Here is a 13,239-nt window from a genome sequence, read left to right as displayed (position 1 = left end):
CGAGTGGAATCCATGACTACCACGCCTAAACCTTTGGTCCTGATTATTCTCGACGGCTTCGGTCACAGTGACAGCCCTGAATCCAATGCCGTATTCGCGGCGAAGAAGCCCGTACTGGACCGCTTGTGCGCCACTGTGCCGAACGGCCTGATCTCGGGCAGCGGCATGGACGTCGGTCTGCCGGATGGCCAGATGGGCAATTCCGAGGTCGGTCACATGAACCTCGGCGCCGGCCGCGTTGTGTATCAGGACTTTACTCGCGTGACCAAATCGATCCGCGACGGCGAGTTTTTCGAAAACCCGACCATTTGCGCCGCTGTGGATAAAGCCGTTGCCGCGGGCAAAGCCGTGCATTTCATGGGCCTGCTGTCCGATGGCGGCGTTCATAGCCACCAGGACCACTTGATTGCCATGGCCGAACTGGCCTACAAGCGCGGCGCCGAAAAAATCTACCTGCACGCCTTCCTCGACGGCCGCGACACGCCGCCGAAAAGCGCCCAGTCGTCCATCGAATTGCTCGACGCGAGCTTCCAGGCCCTCGGCAAAGGCCGCATCGCCAGCATTATCGGCCGCTACTTCGCCATGGACCGTGACAACCGCTGGGACCGCGTATCCCAGGCTTACAACCTGATCGTCGATGGCCACGGTGAATTCAACGCCGCTACCGCTCAGGAAGGCCTGCAAGCCGCGTACGAACGGGGCGAGAGCGACGAATTCGTCAAAGCCACCTCCATCGGTGAGCCGGTAAAAGTCGAAGACGGCGACGCGGTGGTGTTCATGAACTTCCGCGCCGACCGCGCTCGCGAACTGACCCGCGTCTTCGTCGAAGACGGCTTCAAGGAATTCGAACGCGCCCGCCAGCCGAAACTGTCCGGCTTCGTCATGCTCACCCAATACGCCGCCAGCATTCCTGCGCCATCCGCCTTCGCTGCCGGCAGCCTGGACAACGTGCTCGGTGACTACCTGGCGAAAAACGGCAAGACCCAGCTGCGCATCGCCGAAACCGAGAAATACGCGCACGTGACCTTCTTCTTTTCCGGCGGCCGTGAAGAACCGTTTCCGGGCGAAGAGCGCATCCTGATCCCGTCACCAAAAGTCGCCACCTATGACTTGCAGCCGGAGATGAGCGCGCCGGAAGTCACCGATCGTATCGTCGATGCCATCGAAAACCAGCGTTACGACGTGATCGTGGTCAACTACGCCAACGGCGACATGGTCGGCCACAGCGGCGTGTTCGACGCTGCGGTGAAAGCCGTGGAATGCCTGGACCTGTGCGTCGGCCGCATCGTTGAAGCGCTGGACAAAGTCGGCGGCGAAGCCTTGATCACCGCCGACCACGGCAACGTCGAGCAGATGTCGGACGAATCCACCGGCCAGGCGCACACCGCTCACACCACCGAGCCGGTGCCGTTCATTTATGTCGGCAAGCGCGATCTCAAGGTGCGTGACGGTGGCGTGCTGGCGGACGTAGCGCCGACCATGCTGATGCTGCTGGGGATGGAAAAGCCGTCGGAAATGACCGGCACTTCGATTCTGGTTTAACCCGTTAGCACAAACACAGACGAACCCTGTGGGAGCGAGCTTGCTCGCGATAGCAATCTGACCTCAAACATCTATGTTGAATGTCAGGACGCCATCGCGGGCAAGCCCGCTCCCACAGTGGTATTGGGTGGTTTCAAAGATTAATTACACCCACTTGCCAGCCCGGTTATCACACAGCCCCAATTGGGCGTTTTTTTTGCAGCGTGGGGCGGGCATACTAGGCCGTCCCTTTCCCTGGTGTCGCCCGCCTCTATGCTCCGCGTCCTGATAGCCCTTGCCCTGACTTGCCTGCTCCAACCAGCCTTCGCTGACGAGCGCGCGCAAACCCAACAACAGTTGGACGCCACGCGTCAGGACATCGCCGAGCTGAAAAAACTGCTGAACAAGGTTCAGGAAGAACGATCCGGCGTGCAGAAAGAACTCAAAGGCACCGAAACAGAGATGGGCAAGCTCGAGAAGCAGGTCGAAGCCCTGCAAAAGGAGCTGAAGAAAAGCGAAACCGAGTTGCAGCGACTCGATGCGGAGAAAAAAAAACTCCAGAGCGCGCGCACTGAACAGCAACAACTGATCGCTATCCAGGCCCGCGCAGCCTACCAAAATGGCCGTCAAGAGTATTTGAAGCTGTTGCTCAATCAACAGAATCCGGAAAAATTCGCCCGCACCCTCACTTATTACGATTACCTGAGCCAGGCCCGTCTGGAGCAGTTGAAGAATTTCAACGAGACCCTGCGTCAACTGGCCAATGTCGAAAAAGACATCGGCCTGCAGCAAGCGCAATTGCTGGTGCAAAAGAGCAGCCTCGACAGCCAGCGCGAGGAACTCGACAAAGTCCGCCAGGAGCGCAAGCTGGTGCTGGCCAAGCTCAGTGACGACGTCAAGGCGCGGGACCAGAAGCTGGCCGCCCGCGAGCAGGATCAGGCGGACCTGTCTAAAGTCCTTAAAACCATCGAAGAAACCCTGGCCCGTCAGGCTCGTGAGGCAGAAGAAGCGCGGCAAAAAGCGCTGATCGCCCAGCAGGAAGCCGAAAAAAAGCGTTTACGTGAGGCTCAGGCTGCTGCAGATGCCACTGACGCCCCACGCAAACCCGCCAAATCAACACCCGGCGCAGTGGTTTCAAGTTCAGGCGAAACCTTCGGCGGCGCGTTTGCTTCAACTCGCGGCAAACTTCCATGGCCGGTTGATGGTCGACTGCTTGCGCGCTTCGGTGAATCCCGTGGCGACGATGCCCGCACCAAGTGGGATGGCGTGATGATCAGCGCCTCCTCGGGCAGTCAGGTGCATGCCGTGCACGGAGGCCGTGTGGTATTTGCAGACTGGCTGCGGGGTGCCGGTTTGCTGGTGATCCTCGACCACGGCAACGGTTTTTTGAGTCTTTATGGTCACAACCAGACGCTGCTCAAGTCTGCGGGTGACGTGGTAAAAGCCGGTGAGTCCATCTCCACTGTCGGTAGCAGTGGCGGCCAGGACACGCCAGCGCTGTATTTCGCTATTCGTCAGCAGGGTCACCCGAGTGATCCGGCGCAATGGTGCCGCGCGCAAGGATAGGCGCAGAGTCACCTACATTAGGAGTTCGTTCGACATGCTGCATTTGTCCCGCCTTACCTCGCTGGCCCTGACGATCGCCCTGGTGATCGGCGCGCCGCTGGCGTTCGCTGCGCAACCGGCGCCGGCTCCAGCCGTCGCGCCTGCGGGGACCGCTGCAACCACCAAGGCGCCATTGCCGCTGGAAGAGTTGCGCACCTTTGCCGAGGTTATGGACCGGATCAAGGCAGCGTATGTCGAACCGGTGGACGACAAGACCCTGCTGGAAAACGCCATCAAAGGCATGCTCAGCAACCTCGACCCGCACTCCGCCTACCTGGGCCCGGAAGACTTTGCCGAGTTGCAGGAAAGCACCAGCGGCGAATTCGGCGGCCTGGGTATAGAAGTCGGTGCCGAAGACGGTTTCATCAAGGTGGTTTCGCCGATCGATGACACCCCGGCTTCCAAGGCGGGCATTCAAGCCGGCGACTTTATCGTCAAGATCAACGGCCAGCCGACTCGCGGCCAGAGCATGACCGAAGCCGTGGACAAAATGCGCGGCAAGATCGGCCAGAAAATCACCCTGACCCTGGTCCGCGATGGCGGTACGCCGTTCGATGTGACCCTGGCCCGCGCCATCATCCAGGTGAAAAGCGTCAAGGCGCAGTTGCTCGAATCCGGTTACGGCTACATCCGCATCACCCAGTTCCAGGTCAAGACCGGCGACGAAGTCTCCAAGGCCCTCGCCAAGCTGCGCAAGGACAACGGCAAGAAACTCAACGGCATCATCCTCGACCTGCGTAACAACCCGGGCGGCGTGCTGCAAGCGGCGGTGGAAGTGGTCGACCACTTCATCACCAAAGGCCTGATCGTTTACACCAAGGGCCGTATCGCCAATTCCGAACTGCGTTTCTCCGCCACCGGTAAAGACGAAAGCGAAGCCGTGCCAATGGTTGCGCTGATCAACGGCGGCAGCGCTTCAGCTTCAGAAATTGTCGCTGGCGCCCTGCAGGATCAGAAACGCGCAGTGGTCATGGGCACTACCAGTTTCGGCAAAGGCTCGGTACAAACCGTGCTGCCGCTGAACAATGAGCGCGCATTGAAGATCACCACGGCGCTGTATTACACGCCGAACGGTCGCTCGATCCAGGCGCAAGGCATCGTTCCGGACATCGAAGTGCGCAAAGCCAAGATCACCAGTGAGCAAGACGGCGAGTACTTCAAGGAAGCCGATCTGCAAGGCCACCTGGGTAATGGCAACGGCGGTGCCGACAAGCCGACCGGCTCTGGCGCCAAGCCCAAGGCGATGCCGCAGGATGATGACTACCAATTGGCCCAGGCCCTGAGCCTGCTCAAAGGGTTGAGCATCACCTCCGGCCGTTGAGATGAGCCTGCGGCTGCTTCTCGGTCTGCTGTGCTGTCTGGCGGGCGCTGCTTACGCGGCGCCAGTCACGACAACGCCGCACAAGGCCTATCTCACGCTGATCATCGATGACCTGGGGCAAAACCTGCCCCGGGATCGCCGTGTGCTGGCCCTGCCTGGCCCGGTGACGGCGGCGATCATGCCCGACACTCCCCACGCTACCGAATTCGCCCGCGAAGCTCACCGCGCCGGCAAGATCGTGATCCTGCACATGCCGATGGACCCGGCGACAGGGCCGTTCGCCTGGCATCCCGACCTGCCCATCGAAGAACTCGAGAAACGCCTGAACGCTGCTTTCAAAATGGTGCCATTCACCGCCGGCATCAATAATCACATGGGCAGTCGCATGACCGCGCAACCGGTCGCCATGGCGTGGCTCATGGCGGATTTGCAGCGACGGCACAAGTTCTTCGTCGACAGCCGCACCAGCGCGCAGACCGTCGCGGCGCAGCAGGCGCAGAAGATTAATCTGGCAAGCGTTTCGCGGGACGTGTTTCTCGATGACGAGCGCACCGAAGCGGCGATTTTCACCCAGCTGCAGACTGCGATCAGCCTGGCGCGCAAACAAGGCTCGGCGGTGATGATCGGCCACCCGTATCCGCAAACACTGGCGGTGCTGGAGCGGGAACTGCCGAAGCTCAAGGCTCAGGGGATTGAGTGGATCGACATCCGCCAGATGATCAGCGTACGCAGTAATCGGGCCACCGCCGCACATGGCCAGAACGGTACGTATCGGTAGCAACCTGCAACAAGCCATACATAGTTACCGCCAGACGCCTCGCCAGTTTCCTGATAGTGAGACCTCCAACAGGTCGCGACTCCCTGAGTCGCCTTTTTCTATCAGGACTCACCATGACTACCAATGACATTGGCGCCTTGCCCACGAGGCAAATGGAATCAATAAAGCTCGACAATCTGCTGATCAACTTTACAACCGAATTTAACCGGGTATTGGACACCAGAAACCTGCGCACAAGTGCCGCCGGGTTTTGGCGCCCTACTCCCGCCCCCGATGTTTTACAGGGTTACTTCCCGTTAGGCGATGTTGCTATTTCTTCAAATAGCAACATCAACGGCTTCGTCGCGGCGGCAGTTGTGTGCGAGAGCGCGTTACCGAGCGTCGACAGCACCAAGGGAAATGCCCTTAGCCCGCCCAGCGACTTTGAACGGGTCTGGTCAGATGCAGGCTCGGGTGCAACCACGACAAGGTCGATTTGGCGCGCGATTCCTCCTGCGGGCTATGTTGCATTGGGAATGGTTTGTTCTGGTGACGATGTGAAACCTTCCTTCAACGCTGTGCGCTGCGTACGGGCGGATCTGGTCATCGCTGCAAACGTCGGTGATTTGATCTGGAATGACAGACGCAGCAATGCAACCAAGAACGTCAGCGCCTGGAACATAGATCCGCCGACTGCGGCTGCGGGCGAGATGTACCTTGCACCCGGCACCTTTTTTGGCGTCGAGAACCATTCCAAACCGGAGACAGCCCTTGTCTATGCATTACGGATGCAGATTCCTCTCCAGGTAACCGCAGCGCCAGAGCCACCAGCACTTTCCGGTTACGATGCACCTCCAGCGGTCGAAGCCTGGCAAGTCACTCAGATCGCCAAACTTCCGTGGTTCGCTGTTAAAGACAGCATCGACCCAATCGATCAGTTGCGTACTTCCCCGTACTATCGTCTGGAAAGAACAGACAAGTGGAAGCTCGTCGGGTACGACCGTAACACCAGCGACAAGGCTCGGCCTTTCAAATGCAGTGCAATGCGGGCGCAAAACCCGACAACAGCGCATGAATTCAACCGGTTCACATCTATTGAATTTGAAGGTGCATGGCCGATCGACTTTCCCAGGCGCGCATTCAATTTTTCGGCAAACTTGACCAAACGATTCACGCACACCGAAAAATCAGCTGCAGGATGGTTGAAATCGTGGCCACAGGAAGTCATCGCCATGGCTGCAAAAAACAAAGCTGTTGCGATATATCAAATGGAGAGTACATATCAGCTGCTGCGCGAAGACGGCACGCCAGTGACTTCCAGCATCCAGTACACCGATGACGAGAGCCTGCACCTGAGCGAATATCCGCCAGAGGTAAACTGCGCAGTCACTGTTGCGCCTCCGCCAACAGCGCACTCACCGTTGAGCGAAAACGCTTCTGAGACCGTCAGTGATGTCACCGTCATCCCGCAGCCGATGGAAGAATTGCCAGTCGCTACAGATACCGCCCCATGATCTCGTCCACCACGCCTTCTTTGCGCAGCTGATCCAGCGCTGCCTGAAGTTTGGCAACGGTTTCGTCCGGCACCTGCCTGTTCAGCGCCAGGTACAACTCGGCGCTGTTGAAGCGAAGCACGGTCTTGAGCCCGGTTACCCCGTCCTGACGCGCCAGATAGCGCCCGGCGGGGTCGCCGGTGGCCCAGAGGTCGATCTGGCCGTTGACCAGTTTCTTCGCGTTGTCCTGATCTCGTAGAACGACGATGGGTTTGACGCCCTGCCTGGTGAGCGTCTCGGCAATTGCATCGCCCTTGTACGCGCCAATCTTGTATTTGCGCGCCTGGTCGAGCGTTTCGATGCTGATCTTGCTGTCCGCCTTGGCCAGCATGATCCAGTCGTCCGGGCCAATAGGCCCGACCCATTTGAAGAGCTGCTCGCGATCCGGTAACCGCGCCATCACGAATACACCGTAACCCGGCTTCTCGAGGGCGAGTTTGTAGATACGCTCCCAGGGAAAACGCAGGGTCAGGCTGTAGGAAACGTCAGCACGTTTGAACATCTCGCGGACGATGTCCACCGCGATGCCGTTGATGTTCTCGTCCTGAGCGAAGTTCTTGCCGTTTCTGGCCATGTTGTACGGAGGGAAGTTTTCCGTCAGCAACACCAGGTCGACATCGGGATTTTCTGCGGCATGCGCTCCATTGATCAACAACAGAGCAGCGCTGGCGAGGGCAAGAAGAAGGCGTTTGATCATGTCTGGCTACCGAGATCCATGGCGTACCCAAGAGTGCCTTGAGCCCGCCATGATGTCCACTGGCCTGTATCGGTTTGTTTAGCGCATCACGATGCCGCGATGGGCCATGTAGGCCTTGGCTTCCTGCACGGTGTATTCGCCGAAATGGAAAATACTCGCGGCCAATACTGCACTGGCGTGACCTTCAATGATTCCGTCGGCTAAATGCTGCAGGTTGCCGACGCCGCCGGACGCAATCACCGGAATGCCCAGCGCATCGCTGATGGCACGGGTGACGCCGAGGTCGAAGCCGTTTTTCATGCCGTCCTGGTCCATGCTGGTCAGGAGGATTTCACCGGCGCCCAGGCCTTCCATTTTTTTCGCCCACTCGACCGCGTCGAGCCCGGTAGGCTTGCGCCCGCCGTGGGTGAAGATTTCCCAGCGTGGGGTTTCGCCCGGACCGGAGACTTTCTTCGCATCGATGGCCACAACGATGCATTGCGAACCGAAATGCTGTGCCGCTTCACCGACGAATTCCGGGTTGAACACGGCGGCGGTGTTGATCGAAACCTTGTCCGCACCGGCATTCAGCAGGTTGCGAATGTCCTGCACGGTACGCACGCCACCGCCCACGGTCAGCGGGATAAATACCTGGCTGGCCATGCGCTCGACGGTGTGTAGCGTGGTGTCGCGGCCGTCGACGCTGGCGGTGATGTCGAGAAAAGTAATCTCGTCGGCACCCTGCTCGTCGTAGCGACGAGCAATTTCCACCGGGTCGCCGGCGTCGCGGATGTTCTCAAACTTCACGCCTTTGACAACCCGGCCGTTGTCCACGTCCAGGCAAGGGATGATGCGTTTGGCCAGCGCCATGGTCAGTCCTCAGCCTTTATACGAATCGCAGAAAGCTTGCGCTTCAGCGACGTCGAGGGTGCCTTCGTAGATCGCACGGCCGGTGATCGCGCCGATGATGCCTGGCGCCTTGGCGTCGAGCAGCGACTTGATGTCGCCCAGATTGTGGATGCCGCCGGACGCGATGACCGGAATCTTCGTAGCCGCCGCCAGCGCCGCAGTGAACGGTACGTTGCAGCCCTGCATCATGCCGTCTTTGGCGATGTCGGTGTAAACGATCGCGGAGACGCCGTCGGCTTCGAATTGCTTTGCCAGATCAATCACCTGAACGGTGCTGATTTCAGCCCAGCCATCGGTGGCGACAAAACCGTCTTTGGCGTCCAGACCGACGATTACTTTGCCCGGAAACGCGCGGCAGGCCTCAGCGACGAAGGCCGGATCTTTCACCGCTTTGGTACCAATGATCACGTAGCTCACGCCGGCTTTCACGTAGTGCTCGATGGTCTCCAGCGAGCGGATACCGCCACCAATCTGAATCGGCAGGTTCGGGTAGCGCCTGGCGATGGCGGTGACCACTTCGCCGTTGACCGGCTGGCCTTCGAATGCACCATTCAGGTCGACCAGATGCAGACGGCGGCAACCGCCCTCCACCCACTTGGCAGCCATGCTCACCGGGTCATCGGAAAACACCGTGGAATCTTCCATGCGGCCCTGGCGCAGACGAACACAGGCACCGTCTTTAAGATCGATAGCGGGAATAATCAGCATCTGGCAAACCTTCAAATTCGATTGTTCAGCTTCGCTCGAAAATCAGTTTTTCTCGAGCGCCCACAGGTCGCTTTCGATGCTTTCGAACCTCTCTTTGAGGTGCGTCTGCACATCGAAAATCGCCCTGTTGTAATAGTGCGGAGCAATTTCACGGGTAAACAACTCAAGGATTTCGGCCGCTTCGAACGAACCCAGGTCCAACTCGAAGCGATCCGCCATGAAGCGCTTGATCTTGTGATTGGCCTCGCTCTCCTGTTCGGGAGTGAGGGTCAGGATCGGCGGCTTCTTCTTGGCTGCCATTTACCAGCGACCGTCCCACGCAGCGAAGTTCTGCAGCAATTGCAGGCCATGGGTATGGCTCTTCTCCGGGTGAAATTGCACGGCGAAACGCGAGCCTTCGGCCAGCGCTGCGGCGAAATCGACACCGTAGTGACCGCCACCCACCACTTGCCGCGCATTGCCGGCGGCGATGTAGTAGCTGTGCACAAAGTAGAACCGCGCCATGTCCGCAATGTTGTGCCACAGCGGGTGACTCACCGTCTGCTTCACTTCGTTCCAGCCCATGTGCGGGACTTTCAGGTGTTCGCCGTCTTCATGCAGGTCTTTGCCGAAAAACTTCACCGCGCCCGGAAACAGGCCGATGCAATCGACGCCGTCGTTCTCTTCGCTGCTGTCGAGCAAGGCTTGCATGCCGACGCAGATGCCGAGAAACGGACGGTCCTGGCTGACTTCACGCACCAGAGAGTCGAAGCCGAGGCGACGGATCTCCGCCATGCAATCACGAATCGCGCCGACGCCGGGGAAAACCACCCGGTCGGCTTCGCGAATCACAGCGGCATCGCTGGTAATCAAGACCTTGCCGGCACCGACGTGCTCGAGGGCCTTGGCCACCGAGTGCAGGTTGCCCATGCCGTAATCGATAACCGCCACCGTCTGCATTACAGAACGCCTTTGGTCGACGGCATCTGACCGGCCATGCGGTCATCCAGCTCGACGGCCATGCGCAGCGCGCGGCCGAAAGCCTTGAACACGGTTTCGATCTGGTGGTGAGTGTTGGTGCCGCGCAGGTTGTCGATGTGCAGGCTGACGAGTGCATGGTTGACGAAGCCCTGGAAAAACTCCTGGAACAGGTCAACGTCGAAGCCGCCCACGGTGGCGCGAGTATAGGGAACATGCATCTGCAGGCCCGGGCGGCCGGAGAAGTCGATCACCACGCGCGACAGCGCTTCATCGAGCGGCACGTAGGCGTGGCCGTAGCGACGGATGCCTTTTTTGTCGCCGATGGCTTTGGCAAAGGCCTGACCCAGGGTGATGCCGACGTCTTCCACGGTGTGGTGGTCGTCGATATGCAGGTCGCCCTTGCTGACGATATCCAGGTCGATCAGCCCGTGACGGGCGATCTGGTCCAGCATGTGCTCAAGAAAAGGAACGCCGATATCAAATCGGGCCTTTCCGGTGCCATCCAGGTTGATCGAGGCTTTGATCTGGGTTTCCAGAGTGTCGCGCTCGACTGACGCCATGCGTTGGGTCATCACCAGCTCCGCAAAATCATTGGGCGAAAAAGGCAACCATTATAGGGGCGCGGGCGGGAAACAGAAACACGCTACGTGATATCGCTGACGGACAGACTCCCGCGCGGCTGGGGATAGACATGTCCATACAAGTGGATTTGAAAACACCAAAACAAATGTGGGAGCGAGCCTGCTCGCGAAGAGGGAGTATCAGTCGATGTTACGCTGACTGATACACCGCTTTCGCGAGCAGGCTCGCTCCCACAATGGTTATGCGGTTATCGCTTACTTAGTGGAACAGAACCGCGGTTTTCTGCAGGGTCACCCAAACACCCCACGCCAACGGAATCCCGACCACCAGCCACGCAGCAACTGCCAACGGCTTGGTGCCCGGCGCAGCTTTCCACTCCAGCACGGTGCTGTTGTCAGCACCCTTGTCGTGGCCCAGCGCCTGTTCGGCGGCCAGTTCGGCGTCGGTCATGAAGTACTTGTCCGCCACCGGGCGCACCAGCAAGTTGCAGAGGAAACCCAGCACCAGCAAGCCCGCGAGAATGTACAGCGTGATGTCATACGCGGCAGCGCGTTCAACGCCGATGCTCAGCTGATACTCACGCAGGTAGTTCACCAGCACCGGACCCAACACGCCCGCCGCCGCCCAGGCAGTCAGCAGACGACCATGGATCGCACCGACCATTTGCGTACCGAACAGGTCCGCGAGATAAGCCGGAACGGTCGCAAAACCACCGCCGTACATCGACAGGATGATGCAGAACGCCGCCACGAACAGCGCAACGTTGCCCAGGTGACCGAGGTTCGGGATCAACGCATACAGCGCGAAACCCAGGGCGAAGAACACGAAATAGGTGTTTTTGCGACCCAGGTAATCCGAGAACGAGGCCCAGAAGAAACGACCGCCGATGTTGAACAGGCTCAACAAACCGGTGAAGCCGGCAGCAATCGCAGCAATCGAAGCCAGTTGCCCGGCATCCAGCTGACCAAATGGCAGGTCAACACCGATCAGTTTGCCGCCGAACACTTCCTGCAACAGCGGCGAAGCCATGCCGAGGATGCCGATACCGGCGGATACGTTCAGGCACAGCACCAGCCACACCAGACGGAATTGCGGTGTTTTCCAGGCCACATTCACATGCACGTGACGATGGGTGATCATCGCATTCGAAGCTTTTTTCGCCGGAGCGGTCCAGCCCTCAGGCTTCCAGCCGGTTGGCGGAACGCGGTAGGACAATGCGCCACCGATCATGAACACGAAGTAGATCGCGGCCATGACCAGGAAGCTCTGCCACACGCCGACGCTGTCTGCCGTAGCGAAATGCCCCATCAGGGCTGCTGCCAGCGGAGCACCGACCATCGCGCCACCGCCGAAACCCATGATCGCCATGCCGGTCGCCATGCCGCGCTTGTCCGGGAACCACTTGATCAGGGTCGAGACCGGCGAGATGTAACCCAGGCCCAGGCCGATACCGCCAATGACCCCGGAGCCGACCCACATCAGCCAGATCTGGTGGGTATAAATCCCCAGCGCCGAAATCAGCAGACCGCCACACCAGCACAGAGCCGACACAACACCGGCCTTGCGTGGCCCGGCGTGTTCCAGCCAGCCGCCCCAGATCGCTGCCGAGCAGCCGAGGAAGATGAAGAACAGGGTGTAGATCCAGCCGAGCATCGAGATCGGCCAGTCGCATTGCGACGAGAATACTTGCGAGATGAAGCTCATGTCCGGCGCACAGGCGACCGGTTTGGTCACGCCCAACGCTTTGGACAGTGGCAACCAGAACACCGAAAAGCCGTAGGCCATGCCGATGCAGAGGTGGATGGCCAGCGCGGCCGGTGGTACCAGCCAACGGTTGAAACCGGGCTTGGCGATGATGCGTTCCTTGGACAGGAACCCGGGCTGGGCGACGTTAAGGTCGTCCGCCGTGATGCTCGTGGTCATTGTGTATCCCCCAATTATTAGTATGGTTCGCCAGTCACTGCTCACCCACAGCCTTTATGCGCACGCATGACTGTTTTCGAGGGCGAAGCTCCATTTTGGTGCGACATCACGTCGCAGAAGGACGGGCGAACCCGCAGAGGTTACCATTTGCACGTGACAGAAAAACCAAACTGACATCACTTTTCCTGTCATCCGTTTTGTTTAACCGTAGGAGCTGCCGAAGGCTGCGATCTTTTGATCTTGATTTCAGATGACAGAATCAAAGATCGCAGCCTTCGGCAGCTCCTACGCCGTATTCAGGAGATTGCAATGCCGATCATTGTCGAGTTGCTCAACGAAGCCACGTATCAGGATCAGCAGGATTTGCAGAAGATCTACCGCGATGCGCCGGACTGGCTGTTTGCGCCGTTTGCCGCAGACGTGCAGTTGATCGAATGTTGTTTGCAGGATGGCTCACTGATCGGCGGTCGGTTCAACGATCGCCTGCTGGGCGCGGCACGCCTGCAAAGACATCAGGATGTGTGGCATCTGTCCCAATTGTGTGTGCGAAAAATCACTCGTCGTCGCGGGGTGGCGGAACGACTGGTGAACGAAGCACAGAAAATGGCGTCGCAATCGGGAGCGACATTGCGCCTGCTGGCACCGGCCGGGCACCTCGAAGCCCAGGCGCTGGCCGCCAAACTGAAAATGCCGCTGGATGTATTACCGGGCTGATCGCTGACCG

13 protein-coding genes are annotated in these 13,239 nt (G+C 59.2%); 6 read left to right on the top strand and 7 right to left on the bottom strand.

Annotation, left to right across the window (positions count from 1 at the left end):
* The first annotated feature begins 12 nt into the window (after positions 1-12).
* The 5 genes from gpmI to F8N62_RS21285 all read left to right on the top strand — a co-directional run bounded on the left by gpmI (position 13) and on the right by F8N62_RS21285 (position 6,718).
* The gene (gpmI, locus tag F8N62_RS21305) at positions 13-1,542 is read left to right on the top strand and encodes a 2,3-bisphosphoglycerate-independent phosphoglycerate mutase (protein WP_150712531.1); all 1,530 of its coding nucleotides are present in this window, start codon (positions 13-15) and stop codon (positions 1,540-1,542) included.
* 252 nt (positions 1,543-1,794) lie between these two features.
* A complete protein-coding gene (locus F8N62_RS21300; RefSeq protein WP_150712530.1) occupies positions 1,795-3,087 on the top strand; it encodes a murein hydrolase activator EnvC family protein in 1,293 nt (430 codons plus the stop codon).
* A 34-nt stretch (positions 3,088-3,121) separates the two neighbouring features.
* Positions 3,122-4,447 (top strand): S41 family peptidase, encoded by a 1,326-nt coding sequence (locus F8N62_RS21295; protein ID WP_150712529.1) that lies wholly within the window; start codon positions 3,122-3,124, stop codon positions 4,445-4,447.
* A gap of 1 nt (position 4,448) precedes the next feature.
* A complete protein-coding gene (locus F8N62_RS21290; RefSeq protein ID WP_150712528.1) occupies positions 4,449-5,225 on the top strand; it encodes a divergent polysaccharide deacetylase family protein in 777 nt (258 codons plus the stop codon).
* Positions 5,226-5,338: 113 nt separating this feature from the next.
* A complete protein-coding gene (locus tag F8N62_RS21285) occupies positions 5,339-6,718 on the top strand; it encodes a Vps62-related protein (protein WP_150712527.1) in 1,380 nt (459 codons plus the stop codon).
* Here the strand turns inward: F8N62_RS21285 and F8N62_RS21280 are convergent.
* From F8N62_RS21280 to F8N62_RS21250, 7 genes are all read right to left on the bottom strand, one after another.
* On the bottom strand, positions 6,699-7,454 hold the full coding sequence (locus F8N62_RS21280) for a substrate-binding periplasmic protein (protein WP_150712526.1): 756 nt from the start codon (positions 7,452-7,454) through the stop codon (positions 6,699-6,701). The genes F8N62_RS21285 and F8N62_RS21280 overlap by 20 nt on opposite strands.
* 78 nt (positions 7,455-7,532) lie before the next feature.
* Positions 7,533-8,303: an imidazole glycerol phosphate synthase subunit HisF gene (hisF, locus tag F8N62_RS21275; RefSeq protein ID WP_007972752.1), complete on the bottom strand. Its 771-nt coding sequence runs from the start codon at positions 8,301-8,303 to the stop codon at positions 7,533-7,535.
* Between the two features lie 9 nt (positions 8,304-8,312).
* The gene (hisA, locus tag F8N62_RS21270; protein WP_150712525.1) at positions 8,313-9,050 is read right to left on the bottom strand and encodes a 1-(5-phosphoribosyl)-5-[(5-phosphoribosylamino)methylideneamino]imidazole-4-carboxamide isomerase; all 738 of its coding nucleotides are present in this window, start codon (positions 9,048-9,050) and stop codon (positions 8,313-8,315) included.
* A 42-nt stretch (positions 9,051-9,092) separates the two neighbouring features.
* On the bottom strand, positions 9,093-9,350 hold the full coding sequence (locus F8N62_RS21265) for a DUF2164 domain-containing protein (RefSeq protein ID WP_150712524.1): 258 nt from the start codon (positions 9,348-9,350) through the stop codon (positions 9,093-9,095).
* On the bottom strand, positions 9,351-9,989 hold the full coding sequence (gene hisH / locus F8N62_RS21260; protein ID WP_150712523.1) for an imidazole glycerol phosphate synthase subunit HisH: 639 nt from the start codon (positions 9,987-9,989) through the stop codon (positions 9,351-9,353).
* Positions 9,989-10,582: an imidazoleglycerol-phosphate dehydratase HisB gene (gene hisB / locus F8N62_RS21255; RefSeq protein WP_150712522.1), complete on the bottom strand. Its 594-nt coding sequence runs from the start codon at positions 10,580-10,582 to the stop codon at positions 9,989-9,991. The genes hisH and hisB overlap by 1 nt, the downstream gene beginning before the upstream one ends.
* A gap of 268 nt (positions 10,583-10,850) precedes the next feature.
* Positions 10,851-12,515 carry an OFA family MFS transporter gene (locus tag F8N62_RS21250; RefSeq protein WP_150712521.1) on the bottom strand — a complete coding sequence of 555 codons (1,665 nt, stop codon included), beginning with the start codon at positions 12,513-12,515 and terminating at the stop codon, positions 10,851-10,853.
* Positions 12,516-12,824: 309 nt separating this feature from the next.
* Between F8N62_RS21250 and F8N62_RS21245 the strand changes: the two genes are divergently transcribed.
* Positions 12,825-13,229 carry an acetyl-CoA sensor PanZ family protein gene (locus tag F8N62_RS21245; RefSeq protein WP_150712520.1) on the top strand — a complete coding sequence of 135 codons (405 nt, stop codon included), beginning with the start codon at positions 12,825-12,827 and terminating at the stop codon, positions 13,227-13,229.
* The last annotated feature ends 10 nt before the right edge of the window (positions 13,230-13,239 follow it).

Source organism: Pseudomonas fluorescens, from assembly GCF_902497785.1.
Taxonomy (GTDB): domain Bacteria; phylum Pseudomonadota; class Gammaproteobacteria; order Pseudomonadales; family Pseudomonadaceae; genus Aquipseudomonas; species Aquipseudomonas fluorescens_BO.
This window is presented reverse-complemented; position numbering and strand designations above follow the sequence as displayed.

Bases quoted from the DNA above. Each gene is read 5' to 3' on its own strand.
- hisF (WP_007972752.1), bottom strand. From the start codon at position 8,303: ATGGCGCTGGCCAAACGCATCATCCCTTGCCTGGACGTGGACAACGGC.
- hisH (WP_150712523.1), bottom strand. From the start codon at position 9,989: ATGCAGACGGTGGCGGTTATCGATTACGGCATGGGCAACCTGCACTCG.
- F8N62_RS21280 (WP_150712526.1), bottom strand. From the start codon at position 7,454: ATGATCAAACGCCTTCTTCTTGCCCTCGCCAGCGCTGCTCTGTTGTTG.
- hisB (WP_150712522.1), bottom strand. From the start codon at position 10,582: ATGACCCAACGCATGGCGTCAGTCGAGCGCGACACTCTGGAAACCCAG.
- F8N62_RS21285 (WP_150712527.1), top strand. From the start codon at position 5,339: ATGACTACCAATGACATTGGCGCCTTGCCCACGAGGCAAATGGAATCA.
- F8N62_RS21295 (WP_150712529.1), top strand. From the start codon at position 3,122: ATGCTGCATTTGTCCCGCCTTACCTCGCTGGCCCTGACGATCGCCCTG.
- F8N62_RS21250 (WP_150712521.1), bottom strand. From the start codon at position 12,515: ATGACCACGAGCATCACGGCGGACGACCTTAACGTCGCCCAGCCCGGG.
- F8N62_RS21265 (WP_150712524.1), bottom strand. From the start codon at position 9,350: ATGGCAGCCAAGAAGAAGCCGCCGATCCTGACCCTCACTCCCGAACAG.
- F8N62_RS21290 (WP_150712528.1), top strand. From the start codon at position 4,449: ATGAGCCTGCGGCTGCTTCTCGGTCTGCTGTGCTGTCTGGCGGGCGCT.
- gpmI (WP_150712531.1), top strand. From the start codon at position 13: ATGACTACCACGCCTAAACCTTTGGTCCTGATTATTCTCGACGGCTTC.
- hisA (WP_150712525.1), bottom strand. From the start codon at position 9,050: ATGCTGATTATTCCCGCTATCGATCTTAAAGACGGTGCCTGTGTTCGT.
- F8N62_RS21245 (WP_150712520.1), top strand. From the start codon at position 12,825: ATGCCGATCATTGTCGAGTTGCTCAACGAAGCCACGTATCAGGATCAG.
- F8N62_RS21300 (WP_150712530.1), top strand. From the start codon at position 1,795: ATGCTCCGCGTCCTGATAGCCCTTGCCCTGACTTGCCTGCTCCAACCA.